This window comes from Pontibacter akesuensis, from assembly GCF_001611675.1.
Classification (GTDB): Bacteria; Bacteroidota; Bacteroidia; order Cytophagales; family Hymenobacteraceae; genus Pontibacter; species Pontibacter akesuensis.
This window is the reverse complement of sequence record NZ_CP014766.1, coordinates 302231-324641: the sequence shown is the minus strand read 5'-3', so window position 1 is coordinate 324641 and position 22411 is coordinate 302231. Positions and strand designations below refer to the sequence as shown.

Below are 22411 nucleotides of genomic sequence, written 5' to 3'. Positions count from 1 at the left end.
ATTACGGGAAAAGAACAGCCCCTGTACCTTTAGAGAAATGTTTCTTCGGCGGGTTCAGGGGCTGTTTATATTATAATGAATAGGTGGACTGGTAGTAAATAAAGAGACCTAATTAATACTTTGTTACTTGCCGTTTTCTAGAGATCTTCCTAACCTAGATCTCTATATAATTCATCAAAATGTTTGTTCTTAATTTTCATTATAGCGGATTTGGGGTTTTTCTCATTTGAGAATATCGTGTTAATTTCTCTCCTACTTGAACGAAAGAATATATTTCTTCTAGAGTTTTCTCCGCCAGAAGAAATATGGAATGAAATCACAAAAGAGTTTATGTCTATCATGGAATTTCTGCACAGGCTAAATAGCTTAAAGGCATAATCTAAAATTGCTTCTCGAATTTCGAAGTGTTTATTGTTATGAGCCTCAATATTTACATTAAACCAAGCTTCAGGTCCATCTTGATCTATTAGGAGGTTAAGGAACAGAGTACCTTTGAGAAATGGTACTTTATCAGATGCCTCTAATTCCTGAATCCCATGAGCAATAAGATAATCTTTTAGAAGCAGCCTTTCCTTCTTATAGTCAATTCCTGATAACTCTTCAGTAGGTGTATTATCTAAAGACTCCGATTTGTTTTCAATTTCCTCGCTTGAATTTTGAAAAAATTTAGGAATGAAATTGATGATTTGAACAATAGAAAAAAAGAGGATAATTAGTGTGGAATAAAAAAAAGCTTTATCGGTCAAAAGGTAATTTCCAGTTTCCTTGAAAGAAATTAGTAAAGGATATCCTACAATTATTATAAGATAGATAGCTATAAAGAGGTTTGAGATGAATCCTAAATTGTAGATATAACGGAAATAGGCTCTGAATTTACCATATGAACTTGGCACAAAATTTTTTGAAAATAATGTGTGAATGTAGCCCTTATGTTTCTGTAAGTCCAAAAGTGATTTAACGAAGTAAAGCGAAAACAGATAATAGCCAAATGCCAAGACCTTTGGTAAAGAAGGCAAGTATAGAATGGCTAAAGGAATAAGGGTTAGATATGATAAGTTAATTATCAGATTTCTGCCTAACAAAACGTAAAGCTCTAGAAACATCCTTCTACTAAATTTAAATGAGGTAAATCCGCTTTGAATCACAAAAAGTAGAGCTGTGAAAGTAAGACCAAGAAGAACTCCAGAAACAGATAACAAAGTTTTAAAATAGTCCGAGTATTCTTTTAGAGCAGGTGGTTGTGATAATTCATTCCACATTAATCTTATAATTTTGTTTGTTGAAGCCTTATTTAAAGCACAAAAGGCACTACAAATACTTCTGATATAAGTTGTAGAGGATGATCTTGTCTTTCTCCGTCAGTACCTCGTTTACCTCCTCCTGAATAAAATGCAGCTTGAAGGCCCGGATGGCGGCAGGCATGTCACTGGTGTCGTAACCGATGATGCGCAGCGCTTCCCTTGGGTTGAAATATAATGGAATGGTGGAGACAGAATCCTGCGGCTGTATGATTTCCCCTGTTTCAGCTCCGGTGCTGTCCAGCAGGGCGATGGGTGCGGCAGGCAATAGGTATTTTTCTACCACGCCTTCATCGTACCACAGGCCATAGCCCTTAGCAGCCAGTTTCTTCCACGGGAAATTTCGGTTCGGATCGCTTTTACGGGTAGGGGCAATGTCAGCATGTCCGATGAAGTTTGCGGTCGGGATGCGGTGCGTCTCCTTTAAAAGCGCCAGCACCTGCAGCAGGCTGTTTACCTGCGCGTCAGAGAACGGTTCAGCACCGTTGTTGTCCAGCTCAATACCAATGGAGGAGGAGTTGATGTCGGTATCGTTGCCCCAGCGCCCATTGCCTGCATGCCAGGCGCGCAGGTTGTCGTTGAGCATGTGGTATACCTTGCCATCGCGCCCGATCACGTAGTGCGAACTTACCTGTGTTTGTGGTTTGGTGAACGTATCAAGTGTCTGCTCCGTGGAGTGCTGCGCCGTGTGGTGGATGATCACCAGGTTTGGCCGGCGCAGGCCTAAATTCGTGGTGCCTACCCAGTAATCGCCTTGTTGCAGCTGCTCTTCGCCCGGAATGGTGGCTGGTAGCGTGCGCAGCTGCTTAGCCAGCTCCTTCACCTGTTTCTTATGCGATCTGTTGGTGCTGGCGTAGGGGTTGTTGGAGCAGGAGGCAAGGCTGGCGCAGGCAAGCAGCAGCGAGCAGAAGGTAGTGGCGCTATACTTCATAAGGCAATTCAGATCTTTTGTTAGCAAGTATAAACTAGAGATAATTTTGCAAATGATGCAAGTATAAACGGCTAATTCATTCGATCTGATGACCTACTTGTTAGCTAAAAATAAAACAGACGTTTGTTATTCTCGGTCAGACAGCCTTACCTTTGCAGCCTCTTTATGCAAGATTTATAAAGAAGAGGGGAGAGAGCAGGCTCAATGAACCTCTAGCAACCACGGTTTCTGCCGAAAGGTGCTAACACCTGCCCATTGTTTGGGACCTATAAATATTCCACATGCACGCTTTGCTACATTATACCACCATTTCGATTCCGGCTTATACTTCTGCATCGACTGGCTGCTGTTGTTGCTGTTGTTAGCTCCTGATTTCATGGCAACTGTGCCATATATTTTCCTACGAAGCTAGGACTCCTATTCAATTAATTTTATACTTCATAAGCAACGGGTCAGGCGAAACGGCATTTCAACCTGTCTGTGCCTGACCCACGCGCATAATTTTATGAAACACATCCAAGAGTCAGGAGGGGTTGCCCTGCTGCCATTTTTCGTTTTTGTTTTTACCTTTTTAGGGGCAGGCATACTTTTAGAAGACTTCTATGCGCTGCCGTCGCCGGTGGCGGTGGTGCTGGGCATCATTGCTGCCTTTTTTATACTTCGCGGGCCTATTGAGGCGAAAGTAGATGCCCTCATCCGGGGCTGCGGCGATTCCAAGATCATTACCATGTGCCTTATTTACCTGCTGGCAGGGGCTTTTGCCACGGTTACCAAAGCGGTAGGCGGGGTGGATGCCACCGTGAACCTGGGGCTTAGCGTGCTGCCGGTACAATACCTGGGGCTGGGGGTTTTCCTGCTGGCGGCTTTCCTGTCCACGGCAACGGGCACGTCGGTAGGGGCTATTGTCGCGCTCGGGCCGATTGTGGTGGGGCTTGCAACTCAGAGTAACACGTCGCTGCCACTTTTGCTGGGCACCCTGCTGGGCGGGGCCATGTTTGGCGATAACCTTTCCTTTATCTCGGATACCACCATCGCCGCCACGCAAATACAGGAGTGCAGCATGCGCGACAAATTCCGGGTAAACATCCTCATCGCGGGTCCTGCTGCCCTCGTGACGCTGGTGCTGCTCCTGATTACAGGCTTCACCACACCTAACAGCCAGGGCATGTTACCCGAACTTCAGGATTATCAGTTGTGGCAGATCCTGCCGTACCTGCTCGTGATCATGCTGGCAATTTCGGGCGTGAATGTATTTGTGGTGCTGATGCTGGGCACCTTAGCATCCGGTGCCTTGGGTTTGATCAGCAGTCAGCTGGACCTCCTGCAATTCAGCCGCAGCGTGTACGAAGGCTTTACCGGCATGTTTGAAATATTCCTGCTGTCCATGCTGACGGGTGGCCTGGCACAGATGGTGAGTGAGGCCGGCGGCATCAATTTTCTGCTGCGCAAGATCAGCAAAGCCACCCGTGGCTTCCGCTCGGCTCAGGCGGGCATCGGCGCACTAGTAGCCGGCACGAACATGGCCATTGCGAACAACACCGTGTCGATTGTGGTAACCGGGGAGGTGGCCAAAGAGATTAGCACCACCTATAGCATCGACAAACGCAAGACCGCAGCTATCATCGATATCTTCGCCTGCGTGGTGCAGGGGCTGCTGCCGTACGGTGCGCAGATCCTGATCCTGTTGAGTTTTACAGAAGGGGAGCTGTCTTTCGTAGACTTATGGGGGCATGCCTGGTACCTGTACCTGCTGCTTTTCTTCGCCCTTGTCGCTATTTACACGCCATATGTAGATCGCTTTCTGGCGAAGGAGCCGGCCGATAAAGCTGCGGTGGCCGTGTAATGTAAAGTATAGTGCAAAAGCGGAATGAGTTTTAAAGTAAGACTGTCCCCTTAAGGGGACCACAGGGGTGTTCTTTGCAGTAGAAAATCTTATTGCTCCAGATCAGGAACGATCTCCCCAAGAGTTAACACCCCTATAGTCCCCTCAAGGGGACAGTTCAAAGGGATAGTCTGCTAAATAGGTAAAATTTATACTTGGTAGGCTGACTTTAAACAGTTCTATATCTTATTTGATATCAAATCAGACCCCTCGCTTTTAGCTCCAGGTATTTGTTGATGGTGTTCACCGTCAGTTGCTCAGGTGGGGTGAGGATGGCGTGAATGCCATGTTGCTGCAGTTGCTTCACGATCTGGCGCTTATCGTAATCGAATTTCTGGGCGATGGCCTTGGTGTATGCTTCCTCGGTGGTTCTGGCGCGCTGGTGCAGCAGGGCGTGTAGCTCCGTGTTCTCAAAAAAGATTACGACCAGCAGGTGGTGCTTGGCCAGGGCACGCAGGTAGGGCAGCTGACGCTCAGCCCCGCTCAGCGTCTCGAAATTGGTGAAAAGCAGCAGCAGGCTGCGCTGCTTTATTTTGCTACGCACCGTGGCGTACAGGCGTTCGTAATCCGTTTCCTGGAACTTTGTTTTCTGGTTGTAGAGCAGTTCCAGAATGCGCCGCAACTGGTCGGCTTTGCGTTGTGCCGGCAGCAGGTTGCTGATCTTGTTCGAGAAGGTGATGATGCCGGCCTTGTCCTGCTTTTTCAGGGCGATGTTGGAGATAACGAGCGCGGCGTTGATGGCATAATCAAGCAGGCTAAGCCCGGCAAACGGCATCTGCATCACCCGGCCTTTATCGATTAGGCAATACACCTGCTGCGACTTCTCGTCCTGGTAGCTGTTCACCATCAGCTCCGCTTTCCGAGCCGAGGCCTTCCAGTTGATCGTGCGCTGGTCATCACCGGCCACATAAGGCCGTATCTGCTCAAACTCGGAGCTGTGGCCAATGCGGCGCACTTTCTTCATGCCAAACTCCTGCAGCCTGTTCGAAATGGCCAGCAACTCGTACTGCCGCATCTGCATGAAAGACGGGTACACTGGCACCTCCTGGTCCTGGGCAAAGCGGTAACGGCGCTTGATGAGCTGCAGCGCGCTCATAGCGTACACGTTAATGGCGCCGAACTGGTAGCTGCCGCGCTTGGTGGGCCGCACCGTGTAGTGGATGATCTGCGTTCTTCCCTTGCCTACGGCCGCTGTAAACAGGCTGTCGCGCTGCTGAAACTGAAAGGGCAACTCATCTATCACCTCGGTCTGCACCGCAAAGTTATACTTGTTCTCCAGGTACAGGTACACGTCGTTGTCGCTGCCGTTGGAGAGTTTCTCCTGCATGCTTCTGCTGGCAAAAAAGCCGCTGCGGTTGCTGTAGAGCAGGAGCAGGTCAGCCAGCGTGAGCAGCACCAGCACGCTAAAAGCGACTTTGGCAAGTATGAGCAGCAAGGGCAGGAAAAAGGCGAGCACAAAAAGGCACACGAGCCCTGCCAGGGTCAGGTAAAAGCGGTTTGTAAAGTATAAACTGCGGATAAACTGCACTAGCGCGGAACTTCTATTTTCTGAACAATCTGCTTGATCACCTCATCCGGTGTGATGCCTTCCATTTCTCTCTCCGGCGTCAGCAGGATGCGGTGGCGCAACACAACAGGAGCCAGTTCCTGCACATCCTCCGGTGTCACAAAACCGCGGCCACGCAGGGCAGCCAGGGCCTTGGAGCTGTTGAGCAACGCAATAGAGGCACGGGGAGAGGCGCCCAGGTACAACGACTTGCTCACGCGCGTTTCGCCCACGATCTGCGCAATGTATTCAATAAGCTTTCTATCCAGGTGCACCGACTGCACCGCCTGTCGCAGTTGCAGCAGTTCGGCCGCGGACAGCACCGGTTGCACGCGCTCCAGGTTGTTTTTCAGGTGCGTACCCTGGTGCTGTAACTCCAGTATCGACACTTCCTCGGCCAGGCTGGGGTAATCCACCAGCACCTTGAACATGAAACGGTCCAGTTGCGCCTCCGGCAGCCGGTAAGTGCCTTCCTGCTCAATAGGGTTTTGGGTGGCCAGCACGATAAACGGCGCGCCTAGCGGGTATACCTGGCCGTCGTGCGTAATGTGCTGCTCCTCCATCACCTCAAACAGAGAAGACTGTGTTTTGGCAGGGGCGCGGTTTATCTCGTCTATTAGCACAATATTGGCGAAAATCGGTCCTTTTTTATAGTCGAATGTTGCCGTGCCGGGATGGAACACAGAAGTGCCCAGTACGTCAGACGGCATCAGGTCGGGCGTGAACTGAATGCGGCTGAAATCGGCCTGAATGGTGCGGGCAAGCAGTTTGGCGGTAAGCGTTTTGGCAATGCCCGGCACGCCCTCAATCAGCACATGGCCGTCGGAGAGCAGAGCTACCAGCAGCAGCTCCACCAGTTGCTCCTGGCCCACAATCAGCTGCCGCAGTTCCTGTTTAATGCGTTGCGCCGCCTCCCGCAGGGCGCTGTAATCGGTTTTGTTTTCCTGTGAGGTGATGAGTGCGTCTTCTTGCATAATTTATACTTGGGCACGCGGCCTTGTGGATGTTTGTCTGTAAAAGTCTTCGAGGTAATCGTTGAGTTGCAGCAGCGTCTGGTCGCTGATGGCTTTGCTTTGCCTGATACTGTGAATCAGGCGGAAGATTTCATTCACCTGCGTTGCATCGGCACCGGATTTCGCCACCACGCGCTCCTGCATTTCGCTGTCCAAGGAGGTGGTGGAAACATGGTAGTGCAGGCGCAGGTACTCCAGAAAGTAGGTGATGTTTTTTTCGGCGATGTTCTTGTGGTTGCCCGTGTTGAAGTATAGGTTGCCGATCACGCGCACGAAATCAAGGGTGGCATTGCGCGGCGGCTCCAGTACTGGGATAACGCGCTGCGTGCGCTTGCTCTTGAAGAGCAGGAAAAGCACCAGCGCCGCCAGCCCCACATAGTAGGCCCATTTCAGCGCCTGGTACCGCATCAGCACCCTGAATATCGATTGATCATCCGGCCGTCCCTGCTTCTGGTACTCGTCCCAGTATACGGGCTGCACCGGCAGGTGGGAGAGGGCCGTGGCGGCATACGTGCTTTGCTGCATGGTAAGCAGGCTATAGTTGGTAAAGGCAAGCGGGGCGGAGCTAATGTAGAAGGTGCCTTTGCCAAACGGTACTTTCATAAAGTTAAGCTGGCCCGCCTTATTCCGACCCAGGGCCACATGGCCCGCCTGCTCTTCCACTTCTATAAACCAGCTGTTTTCATTCGGCGGGTATGTATACTTCCTGGCCTGCGGCTGGCTTGTAAAAACCAGGGCGGTGGAGTCGGGGTTAGTGGACTGCAGTATCGCGGTATCGAAATGCAGGGTATCAGCCAGGAAAGAGGAGAAGCGCTCGCCGGCAATGAACACCTGGTTTCCGCGGCTTACAAAGTCCAGCAGGAGGTTTACATCCAGGCTGTCCGCTTCAAAGGCTTTGTTGATGAAAATATGATTGCCCTCCAGCGTCGAATCCTCCAGTTGGTTGTAAATAGGCTCCCGCACCGAAACCACCGGCTCATTCTTAAAAATGCCAGGCAATACCTCATACAGCGCATAGGTGCCATAGGGAATCTTGTCCTCGCGCGTATAGGTTTCTGACCAGTCCACCGGCTTGGGGCGGAAGTAGTCCAGCAGCACCAACGCCACGAAAAGCAGCAGGATCAGGGCGATATACTTGCGGTAGGCCGTCATACGCGCTCCTTTAAATGCTGGTTAAACTGCTCGAATTCCGCACGGGCTGCCGAAAAAAGCTCATCGCCCAGCGCAGCGCCGCCATACCACACATACTCAAACATGCTGGTGAGCAGCTCAAACTCCCGTCGTATGTCCGTCTGGTTGATTTCGGAGATGTAGCTGCGGTTGGTTTTGCTTGGGCTCCAGTCAATCAGGCCACGGTCGGTAAGCAGCTTCAGGCTCTGGAGGTAGTGCAGGCGTATGGCTTTTCGGAAATCGCGCTGCGTCACCGCCTCCTCCAGCAGCGCTTGCAGGTTCAGTTCATGGATGTTCTCCTCCAGCACTTCGAAGGGCACGTCAGTGACGGGCGCCTTTTTCCCGAACAGGCCGCTCACATCCACATCCTGCATTTTAATAACGATGTAAACAATGGCTGCGGTTATGAGCGCATAGATAAGATACTCCCAAGCGCCACTTGCCCGGCCCTTGTAAAACACCTCCCGCAGCCAATTGATGATGCGGTACCAGAGGCGCTCCAGGAATGTCTCCCCCGTTTTTACCTCCTCGTAATACTGAAAGTCCTCGGAAGCGCGCATCTCTTCCAGCTTGTCATCGTCGAAGCTTCGCACCTGCACGGGCGCTGTGGCGGCCGGAATGCTATCGGTGGCATGGGCACGCGTTGCCGTGCCCGTGCATAGCAGCAGGCAGATAAGTATAAAAGTATAGGTATGCCTAAAAATCGCCCTCATTCGCGCTATTGTTCGCATCGTGGCGGCCGATCATCTCAGCTTTCTCCAACAGACCGATACCGTCCTTCTGCTCCACCAGGTTGTAATACTGGAATCCTACAGCCACGGCAGATATGCAGTAGGTGAGGGTGGTCAGCAGTGTGGTCAGTGTGTTGGAGGCGATCAGCAGGAATTCGCTTTCCATGCCCGGTACCTGCAGCATTTTCATCACCATTACAGCACCCAAAGGCAAGGCAGCCAGCCAACTGATCATGCCCTGAATCATACTTACAATGAAGATCAACCCAAACGTGGCCCACCAGTTGCGCTTGATCAGGTAAAAGCAGCGCTCAATGGTATCAATCAGTCCCAGTTCCTCGCGCACCATCACCACCACAAAAAGGCAGAGCACCACGCCCAGGTAAATGCCAAAACCAAGCAGGAAAACGCTAAGAATAATTACCACACCCAGCGCGATGCCGCTGTAGATTACTTTCAGGGCGTTGGCTTTGATGTGTTCCCACACCGCCGATGGCTGTACCTCATCCTCCGTATCCTGGTATGCGACCATGTAGGAATACACCACCAGGTATACCATCAGCACGCTCACCATAGAGAAGAACAGGGTAAGCAGGTAGTTAACGGATGTTAATTGCTGTGCTACTCCATATTCACCCACCGTTTCATACACATCGCCACCCGATAAACTGCGAAACAGACGGGCCTGGTGCAAGCCAGAGAAAATGCCAGCCAGCAGCGCTACCGGCAGTGCATACAGCAGCAGGGCCCGTAACAGCGGTTTAAAATTCTGGCGGATAAAACGGAAGGTGGCATTCAGCTTCTCGCCGAAGTTACGCTCTTCCCGTAGGTTGATCTTTTCGCTTGTCATTAACATTTTTTGTGTGCAGTAAACGTGGATAGATGATGAAGTAGTAACCTATAAATGCGGCAGAGGAAAGGATGATAAACAAGCTAAGGGCCAGGGGCATTTCGGTGTGGCGGGTCACGAAGCCTTCCAGAAAGCCCGCGGTGATAAAGATCGGCACCAGCCCCACCACAATCTTCAGCCCTTGCCGGGCTCCGGTTTTAAAGGAGTGCAGCCGGGAGTAGGTTTTGGGGAAAAGCAGGCTGTTGCCCATCACAAAACCGGCGCACCCGGCAATCACGATAGCCGAAATTTCCAGTGTGCCATGTATCCAGATGGTGAGCACCGACGTGAGCAGCAGCCCCTGCTTGTAGAAAAAGTACTGGAAAGCCCCGAGCATCACCCCGTTCTGAAACAATATCCAGCCCGTGCCAACGGAGAAGAACACGCCCATCACGAAGGCCAGAAAGGAGACGCGGATGTTGTTGAACGTAATGAAAAGAAACATCTCGGCCTCGTCCATGTCTTTGTACACCGCCATCGGGTCACCATTGCGAATGTTCTCCAGGGTTCTGTTCACATAAGAGTCGCCCAGTATCAGGCGCACAAAGGTATCGTCGAGGGCCGCGGAAAGCGCGCCAATGCCACAGGCCAGCGCAAAGACCAGGAACGCGTAGAGGAGCTGCCGGTGGTGCTGCCGGAACAGGTATGGCAACTCATACCTCCAGAAGGTGACAAAGCGGTTTTGCTTCTCTTTCTTATTTTTGTAGATCGCCTGGTGCGAGTTGCCGGCCAGCGTGTTCAGGTAGGCGGTGGTGTCTGAATCCGGGTAAAACGTGCGGGCGTACGCCAGGTCGTCCGTCAACGAAATAAACCGCTCGGCCAGTTCGTCGGGGCCGGTTGGTTGCTGTGTTTCGTAGGACTTCCACTTAAGTTTGTTTTTCCGGATAAAGGCAGCTTCACGCACGGTAATTATATTTTAACGCTACCAAATATATAGTTATCTTGTGATGTATAAAACATAAAAGCAAACTTATTTCCCGATGAAAACCATTAAAGTACGAACCACCCAAAATGTGGAGGTGGAGTATGCCATGGCCAGTGTGGGCGACCGGATAATCGCTTATCTGATAGACTGCGTGGTGTTTTTTGTATGGATGATGCTGGTGGCTGTGCTGCAGTTTTCCATCGGTTTCGACCAGGGCCCGATCTACATCATCGTGATGATGGTGCCCCTGCTGTTCTACCACCCGCTATGCGAGATTTTCCTGAACGGCCAGAGCGTGGGCAAGAAAGCACGCGACATTAAAGTGATCAAAGTGACAGGCGAGTCCGCATCTATCGGGGACTACCTGCTGCGCTGGTTGTTCCGTTTGGTGGATATATCCATATCGAGCGGATTGATAGCCGTTGTTACGATTGCAGCCAGCGACAAGGGCCAGCGCCTCGGCGATATGGCGGCAGGCACCTGCGTAATCCGGAAGCAGGCGGTGCGCCGGAAAGACCGCATTATGGTGAGCACCGAGGAAGGCTATCAAATAAAATTCCCGGAAGTTAACCTGCTAACAGACAAGGATGTGGCGCTGACGAGGCAGCTGCTGTACAAAGCACAGCAGCACGGCAATTATGAGCTGCTGGAGAAAATCGCCGAGCGCGTAAAGGAAACTACTGGCATCCGGACTGACCTGTCGGATTGGGAATTTCTGAACACCGTTGTAAAAGACTATCATCACTATACGCAAGGCGACGTAGTAGCTTAAGCCAAGTATAAAATCTTCTTAAAATCATGTGAGGCTAAAAAGCACCAACTGCCAAACAGGTTATGACAACTACTTTAACCATTGCGAAAGGAGAAATACTGTTGGAGGAAGACAGGATCCTGATTAGAGACAACGCCAGGAAAGAAATTCGGATGGCTATGGTTTCCTCTGCCATATGGACAGCTTTTGGAGTTTTGTCGGTGTTGCGTTACATGAAATCGGGTGAGGAGTTCCTGCTGTGGTCTGGTTTGCTAATAGGCTGCGCTCACTTTGTACTGCTTATACTTTATTTGTTCCGAACTTCAAAAAGTGAATTGTTGCTTTCTGAGATCAAATTTGTGAAGTTAAAGGACAGGTTCGGAAGAAAGTTTGTGGATTTTATTCTGGAAGGTGGCAAGAAAAGGCGCGTTACAAACACCGAACATGCCACTACTGAGCTAGAGGCTTACTTTAGCGAAAAGAAGCTGAATGTACAGTAGCGTATCAAATAATATTAGTTTTGATTTATGGCGTAAGCGTCCGCTTGTGCCGTTGTCTGCTTTACCCATACTTGCATAGCCGCTACTTGTCGCAACTTCAGCCAAGCTATAATTTCTAGCGATAGTTCATCCTCCAGTTCCCAAACACCCACTGTTGCAATTCATGCTTTGGAGCGCTCACGGCTGGGGAAGGGGCCCTATATGAGCGGGGCCCCGTCCTCGGGCATCGCGCTGTGTGCCTGAAGCTGCTACGGGGGTAGGGGCCCCCTATTCGCTCCGCTGCGGGCTGCCCTATCGGGCACCGCAACATGCACAAGGCGCTCAACCCAAGGACTGGAATCAGTTCAATTAGCCACCGCCTTTGCTATACAACAAGCAGAACTGTCCTCTTGAGGGGACTATAGGGGTGTAGGTGCACTTGCTGATAGTTCCCCTGGATGGGCAGGGGTGGGTTTCGAAGCATCAGAAACTCTGATCACCGCCAGTGACCTGGCTGTAATAGTAGTGCACGTCGGCACAAGCGGACGCTTGCGCCAGGGCTATAGTAATAAGCTAAAAATCGCGAGCCAAAGGTTAATTCTCAAAGTATACCAAAAGCAAAAGCCCCGCCTTACGAAGTATGGCGGGGCTTTTGTATGTTGCCGGCTGAAGTATAAACTACAACTGCGGGTGCTTCTTCAGGAGGGCAATCTGCTGCTTTAGCTCCTCCACGCGGTTCAGTTCTGTCTGCAGGTCGCGCTTTACTTTCAGCTCGCGCTCGCGTGCATTCTTCTTGTGCTCGTTCAGCTCTGTTTCTATTTCATCGTAGGCCTTTCGCTTCTCCAGGGCAACACTCTTGCTGCTCTTGTGCTGCACCGCCATCACCCCGAGAGCAATCAGCAGGGCTGCAATGATACCGCCGGTCAGGAGCACGTAAAACTGCTTTGGCAGGTCAATGCCCAACACCGAGATATGGGTGATGTCGTGCATGCTCTGCTGAATCTCCTGCTCACGCTGCTGCATATTTTGTTTTATTACCTGCAGCTCTTTTTCCTGTGCCGCCACATCGGCGCGGGCTGCCTCCAGCTTCTTGTCGGCCTCCGCTTCGAAGTTTTGCAGCTTGTTGTCTTTCTCGGCTACGGTTTGCTGCACATTTTTCCAGAAGTTCTCCAGTGTGGTGATTTTAACCACTTTATAGCCCTGCCAGGTGTTGGAGCTGCTTTTCAGGTTTTCGAATTGCCTTTCTAATTTGTTGGATGCAGGTGCTTTTTCTGCAGGGGTACCTTGTGCCTGAACAGCCGTAACCGAACACACAAGAGCCAGGGAGAAAAAGAATGCCTTCATAAGCTAAAGTTTAAGTTGATACTGGGTAAACTACAATGGCTTAACACCATTAAAGGTAAAGATAAACAATTATCCCATAATTGCGCGCGAGCCATCTAAGGGTAAACTTTACAATAAGGTGAATATTGTAAAAGCAATTGAATAATGTTCGGTGTTTTCTGATTATTTAGTTACGCACAGCTGTTGCAGTGTGTAAGGGTTAATAGAAGTGGTGATGATGGCATCTGCTTCAACCATACGGTAACCGCCCTTAAAGCAGGAATAGGGCCGAGAGGGCAAACAGATCGATCACCCACAGCCCCGCACTGATCTCTTTTCTTTTGCCCGTCACAAGCTTTAGCACCGTCCAGCTAAGGAAGCCCCACACAATACCTTGAGTAATGGAGTAGGTGAAGGGGATGAGTATCATGGCCAGGAAAGCCGGAATGGCATCATCCAACTGAAACCAATCGATTTTCACCACCGGCCGCACCATAAAGGCGCCCACCAGCACCAGGGCAGGCGCGGTGGCGATAGGGGGCACCATCGACAGCAACGGAGCCAGGAAGAGAAAGGGCAGAAACAGCAAACCGCCCACCACAGCTGTAAGGCCCGTGCGCCCGCCTGCCTCTATCCCCACTGCCGACTCCACATAGGCGGTGCCTGGACTGGAGCCAACCAAACCCGCCAGTGTGGTGGCTACGGCATCGGTGGTGAGGGAGCGCTTTACGTGGCGCGGCTCCCCGTGGGCATCGAGCAAGTTCGCGGCTTCGGCCAAACCCACAAAGGTGGAGAGGCTGTCAAACATGTCGGTAAACACAAAGGCAAAAATGACAGGGATAACCGCTAGTTGCAGGGAGTTAGCCAAATCGAGCTGTAGCAGCAAACTGAAGTCGGGGGCGGAGAACATACCCTGCCACGTAATCAGCGGCTCCAGATCAGTGCCCCACCAACGCCCGATGGGGTATGCCGCGAGTGTGGTGAACAGAATGCCCAGCAAGATGCCACCCTTCACGTTTCGTACCAGCAGCACCGCCGTCAGCAGCAGGCCAGCCAGAAAAGTAAGCAGCGCCGGTGTCATGGGGCCTATTCCGATGATGGTGGCGGGGTTTGCCACAATGAACCTGGCGTTGGCAAGCCCTATAAGGGATATAAACAAGCCAATGCCGGCGGCAATGGCATAACGCAGCTGCTTGGGGATTGCCTGCACAATCAGTGTGCGCACGTTCAAAACAGAGAGCAGCAAAAACACAATGCCCGACCAGAATACAGCCCCTAGCGCCACCTGCCATGTCACGCCCAGGCCCAGCACGGCTGAGTACGTAAAGAAGGCATTCAGTCCCATGCCCGGAGCCACCAGAATCGGGTTGCGGGCATAGAGGCCCATCATCAGGCTACTGAAAAAGGAAACGAGCACTGTGGCAGTGAGCACTCCGGAAAAGGGCATCCCCGCCTGGCTCAGTACAGTGGGGTTTACAACGATGATATAAGCCGTGGCCAGAAAAGAAGAGATGCCGGCAACGACTTCGGTTTTAACGCTGGTATTATTCTGCTTTAGCTGGAAGAAGGACTCCATAAGTTTCAGGTTGTGGATGTTGTACGTGCATCAGAAGTATGCAGCGGTAGCGAAGACACAAAAGTAAGAAAATGTGACGTAACGGGGTGGGGAATGCGGAAGGTGTTACGTGTTGAGGGGAAGTTTATACTTTGTACAAGTATCGCACCTCATGCATACAGCCTTCAAACTGTTACTGTAGCAACAAAACTTAAATAAACAAAACGGCCCCGGCCACTTTTCGAGTAACCGGGGCCGTTGCCAATGTAAGGGATAAACTTACCCGTAGATCTCGTTCAGGAGACCTGCAAGGCGGATTCCTGCCTGCAACAGGCGCTGCTCCACCAGGTCATAGTTATCGTAGGAGTAGCGGTAGCTCAGTTTCTTGTCCTCTGGCAGGTTGTACACCTGTGGGCGGTAGCTCATAGACTCTTTTGCCCAATCGCGCACCGAGGCAGCCTGCCACTGCTTTATCTGCTCCTTCTCCGGCTCACCCAAAAAGCGCACAATCTCGGTAAAGCTTAGGCTCTTGCTGTCGATCATCTCGCTGTCCCACACGCGGTGCAGGTTGGAGGGCTGGTAAAACCACTGCACTTTTACTGCATTGCCTCCTGTGTCGTCGCCTGTGCCCACGTGCAGGGGCTGGTGGATATCGCCTACCAGGTGCACCAGGTACTTCACGTATTCCTGCTCCTGCTGTTTGTTCAGGTTGCCTGCTTTGAGGGCTTTGGTGATTTCCTCAATCTTTCCGATGATGTCGCCGTTGGGATTTTTCTCCATTTGCTCGTAGGTCTGCCCGTCCTCCACGGTCACCCAATGCCAGTCGTGGGTATGGTCGTAGGCATCATCACTTTTGATATCATCCATCCATACTGAGACCTCCGCCAGGGTATTTTCCTCCAGCAGTTTCATAATATTTTTCCTGGCTTTCTTGCTTAGGTGCTGCTCCGCCACCAGCCCCACGGCACGGTGTCCGTTCTGGCCCCAGGCAAAGGCTTGGCTGGCAACAAAAAGGCAAAGAATGAATACGCTCGCTAATTTTTTCATGTATACTTCCGTGATTTTAATTTCGTGATGCAAAACAACAAAATTTATGCTGAACTGTGTTACGGCAACTTTATTTTAGCTTAAAATCTTTAAAATCTGACGCAAAACCTCCATGCAGCTACAGGAAACCAGTTTTAGGCTGAAAGTTTTTATGGCGGCTTTTTTGTAGCTTTGCACCCTTACTAAGGAAGACAATCATGCAAAGCAATGTATATGAAGGTAAGGTGATGTGGTCGCATCTGGATGCGAACGGACACATGCGCCACTCTGCCTACGCCGATTTCGCCTCGCAGGCGCGTATTGCCATACTGGAGGAACTTGGGCTTGACCTAGGCACCTTCCAGCGCCTGAAGATCGGGCCCATCCTGTTTCGGGAAGAGCTGTTTTATTTGCGCGAGGTAGGCATAAACGAGCAACTGCGCATCGATATCGCGCTTACCAAGGCGCGGCCTGACGGCTCACGCTGGTCTATCCGGCACGATATTTACCGCGCGGATGGTGCTAAAGCCGCGGTAGTGCACGTAGACGGTGCCTGGATGGACCTGAAACTGCGCAAACTAACAGGCCTGCCGGAGGAACTTCAGGTGCTGTTCAACCACATGACCAGAAGCGAGGACTATACTGAGCAGCCAGAAAAATAGCATCCGGAAATACATAAAAAAGCGCCCGCTCCGCAAGCCATACTTGCAGGGCGGGCGCTTTTTATACTTGCTTTTTTCCGGAAGCACGAAGCGGCCGACTACTGTCAGTTACGGTTCCTCTTTTGCTTCTTTTCCTTTCTACGCTCCTTCCACTTCTTCTTCCAGCCTTCGTAGGTTTCGGCGGCTTTGTCCGTCACCCCATCAAAAATCCGCTCCAGGAAATTTTGTGGCGGCGGCTCGGCGCGGAAAGAAGGGCAGTTGAGGCTTTCCTGCAGGCTGGCCGGCAGCGGCTCGAATTTACTATTGTAGAAGCCCTTAAAATCCGGTGAAACGGCCAGGCGGCGGTTAAACTCACCCCAGATCGGGAGTGCTGTCCTCGATCCCTGGCCCATCTCCAACGTCCGGAAACGCACCTCAGGACTTTCACCACCCACCCAAACACCGGTTACCAGGTTTGGTGTGATGCCGATAAACCAGCCATCCGCCTGGTTCTGCGTAGTACCTGTCTTGCCGGCAATATCCATTTTAAGGCCGTACTGCGAGCGGAGTTTTGCGGCACTGCCTTCCTCCACCACACCTTGCAGCAAGTATAGCATAATAGCCGCCGTCTCCTCAGAGAGTACCCGTCGCTCAAAACTGCCCGCCCGGTGCTCCCGCAGCACTTTGCCGTCGCGGTTTTCTATTTTGGTGATGTAAACCGGTTCCACGCGGTAGCCTTCGTTGGCAAACGTAGCATAGGCCGCTACCATTTCCTGCAGCGAAAGGTTTGCCGTTCCGAGGGCAATGGAAGGCACGGCCGGAAGTTCAGAGCGGATGCCCAGGCGGTGTGCCATGGCAACGGTTTTGTTTACACCCGTCTTCATGATCAACTGTGCCGAAATGGTGTTCACAGAATGAGCCAGGGCGCCGCGCATCGTATACTCCCCGCCGTACTGCTCGTTGGAGTTTCGTGGCGACCAGTTATCATACTCCGTGTAAATCGTGCGCTCGTTAGGGAAGTAGTCGCAAGGCTCCAAGCCTGCCTCTAAAGCAGCCGCATACACAATCGGCTTGAAAGTGGAGCCTACCTGCCGGGCGGCCTGCACATGGTCATACTTGAAAATATGGTGGTTGATGCCGCCCACCCAGGCGCGGATGTAGCCGGTGTTCGGCTCCATCGACAGCAGGCCTGTGTTCAGGAAGCGCTGGTAATAAGCCAGAGAATCCATGGGGCTCATGGTTTTCTTGCTGGTGCCGCTCCAGCCATACACCTGCATCGGCACTGGCTCACGGAACGCGGTCTTGATTTCCGCGTCTGAGCTGCCGGCCGCTTTCATTTTCTTGTAGCGATCGGAGCGCACCATGGCCGCCTGCAGTACTTCGCTGTTGGCTCCCCATGGGGTGCGCCCACGCCAGTGCGCATCAAAACTCTTCTGCAGCTGGGCCATCTGCTTTCGCACTGAGGCTTCAGCGTGGCGCTGCATGCCGGCATCAATGGTGGTGTAAATTTTGAGGCCGTCGGTGTAAATGTTGTAGCGCTCTCCGTTCGGTTTCTTTTTGGTGGATGCCCACTCCATCAGCTCCTGGCGCAGGTGCTCCCGAAAGTATGGGGCCAGCCCGTCGTTATGGGTGGTGTAGTTATAGTTAAGTTTCAGGGGCAGCTTCTTGAGCGAGTCGGCAGTGGCGGCAGGAAGGTACTCATACTTGGCCATCTGGCTTAGCACCACGTTGCGGCGCGTGAGGGCGCGCTCCGGGTGCAGGCGCGGATTGTAGGTGGTGGTGGCCTTGAGCATGCCAATCAGCACTGCGGCCTCTTCCGGCTTCAGCGAGTCGGCAGAGGTGTTGAAAAAGCGGCGCGAAGACCGTTCAATGCCGTAAAGGTTGCCGCCCATGGGCACCGTATTCAGGTACAGCTCCAGTATCTCCTCTTTAGAGTAAATGCTTTCCAGCTTCCGGGCAATAATCATCTCGCGCAGCTTATTCACGGGCATATCCCCGATCCAGTAGTTTTTGCGCGGCCACAGGTTCTTGGCCAACTGCTGGCTGATGGTACTGCCACCCCCTGAGCTTTCGTTCTGCAGCAACAGGGATTTGATGAACACACGGGCAAGGCTGCGCGCATCCACGCCGCTGTGCCTGAAAAAGCGTACATCCTCCGTGGCCACCAGGGCATCAATGGCAGTAGGGGAGATGTTTGCATACTTTACGTTGGTGCGGTCCTGTATGTAGTAGCGCCCCAGCAGCTCGCCACCTGCCGCGTATACCTCGGAGGCGGTGTTGTTATGGACAGACTTGAGTTCTTTTTGCGAAGGCATGCCGCCCAGGAAACCAGCATACACGGCAAAGTAGAAAAGCACCAGCAGCAAAATGCCGAAGAGCGCCAATTTGTAAAATATTCGAAGCAAAAACCGGTAATCGGAGCGGCTGCTACTTTCTTTCCAGGAAGCCCACTGCCGCTGCCAGTAAGCGCGCGTAAACTTCGGTTTCAGGCTCTGGAAAAAAGGGGAAAGTTCGCGGTGTACCAGCCCCACGAACGGCGCCATAATTCGGGTAATGATGAATTTTATTATCTTATTCAGCGTACGCTTCATGTTCTGAAGTATGGAGTTGGGTGGCAGCTGCCTGAATATTTAATCCTAAGCTGCCTACAAACGCGCAAAGTACGAATTTTGCTGCAACGGCAGGTACTTTGCAAGAATTACGCCAGTGCTTCGATTGTTTTTACAAGAGGACTACGCCAACAAAAAAGAACCCCTGCCGCAGGTGAGGCGACAGGGGCAGGTTAGGTAGTTTAGTTGTTTGTGTTTTAAGGTGAGGGAAACACTCCGGCGCAAGCGGCAAATATAAAACAGTAGCAAAACCTGCCACTCACGCTGAAGAATTTCTTTGGCTAAAAGTAATTATGCTTTTACACTGATGATGGCGTCAGAAAAACGCTCCATTTCCTCCAGTTGCGGGCTGCACTGCAGCAGGAAGAAATCCACGCCCACAGCCTCGAACTCGGCAATGCGATCCTGCACCTGGGCCGGCGTACCTACCAATCCGGAGCGCAGGCCGCGGTTCGACACAGAATACTCCTGCAGCGAAAGCTGGCCTTCCAGTTGCGTGCCCGAAAGCCACTGCTGGTAATTGTCGAAACCTGCGGCCGAGCTCTTCACATCCGTAATCCGATCGAGTTCTTTCTTTACCTCCGCATCGCTGTCGCGCACAATGCTGTAGGCGGCCACGCCATACTTCATCGGCGGCAGCCCCAGCTTCTCTCTGCGCTCCCGCATGTTCGTGATGCGCTTGCCGATCAGTTCCGGCGAATCGCCGTGCATCACATAGCCGTCGCACTGGGAGGAAATCAAAGTTTTAGCCGCCTCAGACTCCCCACCGGCATAAATGAACGGCTTCTTAGCCGGCTTCGGCTGCAGGATGTTGTCCTCTACTCTATAATATTTGCCGTCGTAAGAGAAATGATCCTTCTCCCACACGTTTGTCACCACATCCAGCCACTCTTTGGTGCGGGCGTAGCGGTCGTCGTGCTCTTCGAAGTGGATGCCATACTTGGTGGCCTCATCTTTCCACCACGACGACACCACGTTAAGTGACAGCCTGCCATTGCTGATGTGGCTGATATTAGCCGCCTGCTTTGCCAGCTGTGCCGGGTTGTGAAAAGTAGGGCGCACGGCCACCATGATCTCCAGTTTCTCGGTAACAGCCGCAATGGCCGCCGCTGTAGACCAGGCATCCAGCGATGGCGCTTCTTTGCCCTTGATATCATTCAGGTACAGCTCGGCAATCAAAGAGAGGCTGTAGCCCCAATCCTCGCTGCGCTGAGCCAGCTTTTTTACGTAATCCCAGGTAGGTGCCATGCCTTCGTCGGGCACATTGCGGAGCCAGCCGCCAAACACCGGTAACCAATATCCGAATTCCATACTTATACCTCCTGTGTTTTAAGTTGCGCCCGCTTCTCCAGATAATCCACCAGCTTTTCGTGCGGGTTAAAACCAATCACGTTCACCGCATCCGCCACAAAGTTCGACAGCGCGTTCACATCGTAGTAATAAATCTGCCCGTCACGGTCGTCGATGGTGTACTCAATGCCACCCACGTCGATACCAGCTTCCTGCACAATGCGCTCAATGGCATCAATCACTTCCTGGTCAGGCGTGAAGCCTTCCACTTTCAGTCCGTTTTTAGGAGCATCCAGGGCGCAGGCGTTGCGGGCAAGCTCTTTGCCGTTGGTTGTCTGGCAGATGTCGGCAGGGCAGAGGTTAAAGCTTTCGCCGGAAGTATAAACCTTGATCGCATACAGGTATTTGCCTCCCAGCGTCTCCACACGGTTGATGTGGCCACCACGTGCCGGAATAAACTCCTGCACCAGTGCCGTATGGTCTATGCCCAGCTTGATCTCTCCGGCTGTAACGGCAAGTGCCAGCTCCTCCACTGAGTCAAAGCGGGTAATGCCGGCGCCGCTACCGCCTATGTTCGCTTTCACCACAATCGGGAAGCGCAGCCCTTCAGAAGCTTTAACTGCCTGTGAAGCATGGTTGATGATGCGTGACTTTGGATAAGGTAACCCTAATTTCTCCAGCAAAATGTGCTGCAGCGCCTTAGAAGTTTCGTACTGGAAAGCCTTGAAGCCGTTCACCACCGGAACGCCTTTCGCCTCGAGGTGCGCCAGCAGGCCCAGTGTATAAAAAATGCCCTGCTCGTTGTTGCGCAGGTAAGCAGAGGGGCTCATGCGGTTGAAGAACAGGCTGGTATTCTGCTCGTCAGAAGCCAGGTCAAACGTGTGCTCGGCGGCGTTCTGTCGCACGTAAGGAATACCTCTTGCGTCTAGTTCATTAAACAAAGGGCGGAACCAGTCCGGGTGCTCGTGAAATATAACGATTGGTCTTTCTGATGTATTAGATGACATAAAATGCTTATTTAAGTATGTATGATTAGTTGAAGTATGTACAGTAGAAGACGCTGCGGAGCAGCGTGTAAACGAAGGTCGGGGAGTGTGATGTGCCAGCGTAGTTCGCTTAAGGGTACAAAACTGCTTCAGCTCTTATGCATGGGGCACAAAAAGGCAAAGCTATCCCTGGAAGCTGCGTGTAGGGTGTGTTATAAAAAGCTTAGGAAAGCAAGTATAAACACAGCAAAAGCAGCTGGGTTAGCAACAACAGCAACAACAAGTATAAAAAGAATGCGCAGCAGGTGAACCGAAAACAAATGTGGTGTTTCGGTTTGAAGATGATTCCCTAAGGTGATTTTTTGAGAACTTCATGTTTGTTAATTTATATGCCCTAACTGATTTAGGCAGGAATTAGCACCTGGTTTGTAACTGGTTGCTAGAAGTTCATAGAGCCTGTTCTCTCCCTTCTTCTTTATAAATCAAATACTTTGTAGGTAGTTTGACTTTACGTTTGCAAAGGTGGCAGCTGATTTTTACAAAACCAAATCTTTCACTAAAAATAATGTAGGTACAGTGGTTTATACCTTTAGCTGCTACTGATGCTGTTTCATTTACGCTTCAATTGCAGAATGGTTGATGCAGGATGAAACAAGTAGCCTGAAAATCAGTTTTAAGACAGAACCCTGCGCTACGGCTGAAGTATGTATGCAGCGAAAGCAGTTAAGTTTTATTTAAGACATCAAAGCCAAAAACGGCTTATAAATACAGAACATGGAAACAGCAACTTTTGGAAACGGGTGCTTCTGGTGCACAGAAGCCGTATTTCAGCAACTGGAGGGAGTACAGAAAGTAGAATCGGGTTACGCAGGCGGACATGTAGACAACCCAACCTACAAGCAGGTGTGCTCGGCTACCACGGGGCACGCCGAGGTGCTCCGCATCACGTATGATCCTTCTAAAATTTCTTTTGAAGCGCTCCTGGAGGTCTTTTGGAAAACGCACGATCCCACAACCCTCAACCGGCAAGGCAATGACGTGGGGCCACAATACCGCTCCGTTATCTTTTATCATAGTGACGAGCAGCGCGAACTGGCGGAGAAGTATAAGCGGCAGCTTGATGCTTCCGGCACCTTCGGGGATTCCATTGTTACCGCCATTGAGCCCTTGACAAACTACTATCCGGCCGAAAGGGAACACCAGGATTACTTCCTGAACAACGGCCAGCAGCCATACTGCAGTTTCGTGGTGCGCCCGAAGGTAGAGAAGTTCAGAAAGGAGTTTGCCAACAAACTGAAGCAGTAGGGGAGTGTTCGCGTTGGCTGGATGATAGCACGCGGATTATTGCGATACGTCTTCAAACGCA

General features: G+C 51.6%; 19 protein-coding genes and 2 riboswitches. Of the genes, 5 read left to right on the top strand and 14 right to left on the bottom strand.

Features of this window, described 5'->3' with window-relative positions:
* Window positions 1-149 precede the first annotated feature (149 nt).
* A complete protein-coding gene (locus A0W33_RS01295; RefSeq protein ID WP_068836488.1) occupies window positions 150-1259 on the bottom strand; it encodes a hypothetical protein in 1110 nt (369 codons plus the stop codon).
* Window positions 1260-1308: 49 nt separating this feature from the next.
* Window positions 1309-2229: an N-acetylmuramoyl-L-alanine amidase gene (locus A0W33_RS01290; protein ID WP_068836487.1), complete on the bottom strand. Its 921-nt coding sequence runs from the start codon at window positions 2227-2229 to the stop codon at window positions 1309-1311.
* Between the two features lie 171 nt (window positions 2230-2400).
* A riboswitch (SAM riboswitch) is annotated at window positions 2401-2504 on the top strand.
* A 230-nt stretch (window positions 2505-2734) separates the two neighbouring features.
* On the opposite strand from A0W33_RS01290, the gene A0W33_RS01285 reads away from it, so the two are divergent.
* Window positions 2735-4072 carry a Na+/H+ antiporter NhaC family protein gene (locus A0W33_RS01285; protein WP_068836486.1) on the top strand — a complete coding sequence of 446 codons (1338 nt, stop codon included), beginning with the start codon at window positions 2735-2737 and terminating at the stop codon, window positions 4070-4072.
* Window positions 4073-4307: 235 nt separating this feature from the next.
* On the opposite strand, the gene A0W33_RS01280 is transcribed toward A0W33_RS01285, so the two are convergent.
* From A0W33_RS01280 to A0W33_RS01255, 6 genes are read right to left on the bottom strand one after another with little or no spacing between them, the layout of a single operon-like run.
* Window positions 4308-5639 (bottom strand): DUF58 domain-containing protein, encoded by a 1332-nt coding sequence (locus A0W33_RS01280; RefSeq protein ID WP_068836485.1) that lies wholly within the window; start codon window positions 5637-5639, stop codon window positions 4308-4310.
* On the bottom strand, window positions 5639-6631 hold the full coding sequence (locus A0W33_RS01275) for an AAA family ATPase (protein WP_068836484.1): 993 nt from the start codon (window positions 6629-6631) through the stop codon (window positions 5639-5641). Before A0W33_RS01275 ends, A0W33_RS01280 begins: the two co-directional genes overlap by 1 nt.
* Window positions 6632-6634: 3 nt before the next feature.
* Window positions 6635-7822, bottom strand: a complete 1188-nt coding sequence (locus tag A0W33_RS01270) for a DUF4350 domain-containing protein (RefSeq protein WP_068836483.1) — start codon at window positions 7820-7822, stop codon at window positions 6635-6637.
* A complete protein-coding gene (locus tag A0W33_RS01265) occupies window positions 7819-8553 on the bottom strand; it encodes a DUF4129 domain-containing protein (RefSeq protein WP_068836482.1) in 735 nt (244 codons plus the stop codon). Before A0W33_RS01265 ends, A0W33_RS01270 begins: the two co-directional genes overlap by 4 nt.
* Window positions 8537-9421, bottom strand: coding sequence for a hypothetical protein (locus A0W33_RS01260; RefSeq protein ID WP_068836481.1), 885 nt, complete (start codon window positions 9419-9421; stop codon window positions 8537-8539). The genes A0W33_RS01265 and A0W33_RS01260 overlap by 17 nt, the downstream gene beginning before the upstream one ends.
* Entirely contained in the window at window positions 9384-10364 is a 981-nt protein-coding gene (locus A0W33_RS01255) for a stage II sporulation protein M (protein WP_068836480.1), read from the bottom strand. The genes A0W33_RS01260 and A0W33_RS01255 overlap by 38 nt, the downstream gene beginning before the upstream one ends.
* Before the next feature lie 76 nt (window positions 10365-10440).
* Between A0W33_RS01255 and A0W33_RS01250 the strand changes: the two genes are divergently transcribed.
* On the top strand, window positions 10441-11157 hold the full coding sequence (locus A0W33_RS01250; RefSeq protein ID WP_068836479.1) for an RDD family protein: 717 nt from the start codon (window positions 10441-10443) through the stop codon (window positions 11155-11157).
* 62 nt (window positions 11158-11219) lie between these two features.
* Window positions 11220-11636, top strand: a complete 417-nt coding sequence (locus A0W33_RS01245; protein ID WP_068836478.1) for a hypothetical protein — start codon at window positions 11220-11222, stop codon at window positions 11634-11636.
* Between the two features lie 657 nt (window positions 11637-12293).
* Here the strand turns inward: A0W33_RS01245 and A0W33_RS01240 are convergent.
* The 3 genes from A0W33_RS01240 to A0W33_RS01230 form a co-directional block, all read right to left on the bottom strand.
* Window positions 12294-12959 (bottom strand): hypothetical protein, encoded by a 666-nt coding sequence (locus tag A0W33_RS01240; protein WP_068836477.1) that lies wholly within the window; start codon window positions 12957-12959, stop codon window positions 12294-12296.
* A gap of 250 nt (window positions 12960-13209) precedes the next feature.
* Window positions 13210-14514 carry an NCS2 family permease gene (locus tag A0W33_RS01235; RefSeq protein WP_068836476.1) on the bottom strand — a complete coding sequence of 435 codons (1305 nt, stop codon included), beginning with the start codon at window positions 14512-14514 and terminating at the stop codon, window positions 13210-13212.
* Between the two features lie 258 nt (window positions 14515-14772).
* Complete coding sequence (locus A0W33_RS01230) at window positions 14773-15540, bottom strand: S1/P1 nuclease (RefSeq protein ID WP_068836475.1); 768 nt, start codon at window positions 15538-15540, stop codon at window positions 14773-14775.
* Between the two features lie 197 nt (window positions 15541-15737).
* Between A0W33_RS01230 and A0W33_RS01225 the strand changes: the two genes are divergently transcribed.
* The gene (locus tag A0W33_RS01225) at window positions 15738-16181 is read left to right on the top strand and encodes an acyl-CoA thioesterase (protein WP_068836474.1); all 444 of its coding nucleotides are present in this window, start codon (window positions 15738-15740) and stop codon (window positions 16179-16181) included.
* A 104-nt stretch (window positions 16182-16285) separates the two neighbouring features.
* Here the strand turns inward: A0W33_RS01225 and A0W33_RS01220 are convergent, their stop codons facing one another.
* The 3 genes from A0W33_RS01220 to A0W33_RS01210 form a co-directional block, all read right to left on the bottom strand.
* Complete coding sequence (locus A0W33_RS01220) at window positions 16286-18751, bottom strand: penicillin-binding protein 1A (RefSeq protein ID WP_082815093.1); 2466 nt, start codon at window positions 18749-18751, stop codon at window positions 16286-16288.
* A 309-nt stretch (window positions 18752-19060) separates the two neighbouring features.
* Window positions 19061-20080: an LLM class flavin-dependent oxidoreductase gene (locus A0W33_RS01215; RefSeq protein ID WP_068836473.1), complete on the bottom strand. Its 1020-nt coding sequence runs from the start codon at window positions 20078-20080 to the stop codon at window positions 19061-19063.
* Between the two features lie 2 nt (window positions 20081-20082).
* Entirely contained in the window at window positions 20083-21066 is a 984-nt protein-coding gene (locus A0W33_RS01210) for an ATP-grasp domain-containing protein (protein WP_068836472.1), read from the bottom strand.
* Window positions 21067-21427: 361 nt separating this feature from the next.
* Window positions 21428-21529, bottom strand: a riboswitch (SAM riboswitch).
* Between the two features lie 290 nt (window positions 21530-21819).
* Between A0W33_RS01210 and msrA the strand changes: the two genes are divergently transcribed.
* On the top strand, window positions 21820-22350 hold the full coding sequence (gene msrA / locus A0W33_RS01205; RefSeq protein ID WP_068836471.1) for a peptide-methionine (S)-S-oxide reductase MsrA: 531 nt from the start codon (window positions 21820-21822) through the stop codon (window positions 22348-22350).
* Window positions 22351-22411 lie beyond the last annotated feature (61 nt).

Excerpts from the sequence above, each read along its gene's own strand:
- A0W33_RS01295 (WP_068836488.1), bottom strand. The coding sequence starts at position 1,259 with ATGTGGAATGAATTATCACAACCACCTGCTCTAAAAGAATACTCGGAC.
- A0W33_RS01290 (WP_068836487.1), bottom strand. The coding sequence starts at position 2,229 with ATGAAGTATAGCGCCACTACCTTCTGCTCGCTGCTGCTTGCCTGCGCC.
- A0W33_RS01285 (WP_068836486.1), top strand. The coding sequence starts at position 2,735 with ATGAAACACATCCAAGAGTCAGGAGGGGTTGCCCTGCTGCCATTTTTC.
- A0W33_RS01275 (WP_068836484.1), bottom strand. The coding sequence starts at position 6,631 with ATGCAAGAAGACGCACTCATCACCTCACAGGAAAACAAAACCGATTAC.
- A0W33_RS01270 (WP_068836483.1), bottom strand. The coding sequence starts at position 7,822 with ATGACGGCCTACCGCAAGTATATCGCCCTGATCCTGCTGCTTTTCGTG.
- A0W33_RS01265 (WP_068836482.1), bottom strand. The coding sequence starts at position 8,553 with ATGAGGGCGATTTTTAGGCATACCTATACTTTTATACTTATCTGCCTG.
- A0W33_RS01260 (WP_068836481.1), bottom strand. The coding sequence starts at position 9,421 with ATGACAAGCGAAAAGATCAACCTACGGGAAGAGCGTAACTTCGGCGAG.
- A0W33_RS01250 (WP_068836479.1), top strand. The coding sequence starts at position 10,441 with ATGAAAACCATTAAAGTACGAACCACCCAAAATGTGGAGGTGGAGTAT.
- A0W33_RS01245 (WP_068836478.1), top strand. The coding sequence starts at position 11,220 with ATGACAACTACTTTAACCATTGCGAAAGGAGAAATACTGTTGGAGGAA.
- A0W33_RS01240 (WP_068836477.1), bottom strand. The coding sequence starts at position 12,959 with ATGAAGGCATTCTTTTTCTCCCTGGCTCTTGTGTGTTCGGTTACGGCT.
- A0W33_RS01235 (WP_068836476.1), bottom strand. The coding sequence starts at position 14,514 with ATGGAGTCCTTCTTCCAGCTAAAGCAGAATAATACCAGCGTTAAAACC.
- A0W33_RS01230 (WP_068836475.1), bottom strand. The coding sequence starts at position 15,540 with ATGAAAAAATTAGCGAGCGTATTCATTCTTTGCCTTTTTGTTGCCAGC.
- A0W33_RS01225 (WP_068836474.1), top strand. The coding sequence starts at position 15,738 with ATGCAAAGCAATGTATATGAAGGTAAGGTGATGTGGTCGCATCTGGAT.
- A0W33_RS01220 (WP_082815093.1), bottom strand. The coding sequence starts at position 18,751 with ATGAAGCGTACGCTGAATAAGATAATAAAATTCATCATTACCCGAATT.
- A0W33_RS01215 (WP_068836473.1), bottom strand. The coding sequence starts at position 20,080 with ATGGAATTCGGATATTGGTTACCGGTGTTTGGCGGCTGGCTCCGCAAT.
- A0W33_RS01210 (WP_068836472.1), bottom strand. The coding sequence starts at position 21,066 with ATGTCATCTAATACATCAGAAAGACCAATCGTTATATTTCACGAGCAC.
- msrA (WP_068836471.1), top strand. The coding sequence starts at position 21,820 with ATGGAAACAGCAACTTTTGGAAACGGGTGCTTCTGGTGCACAGAAGCC.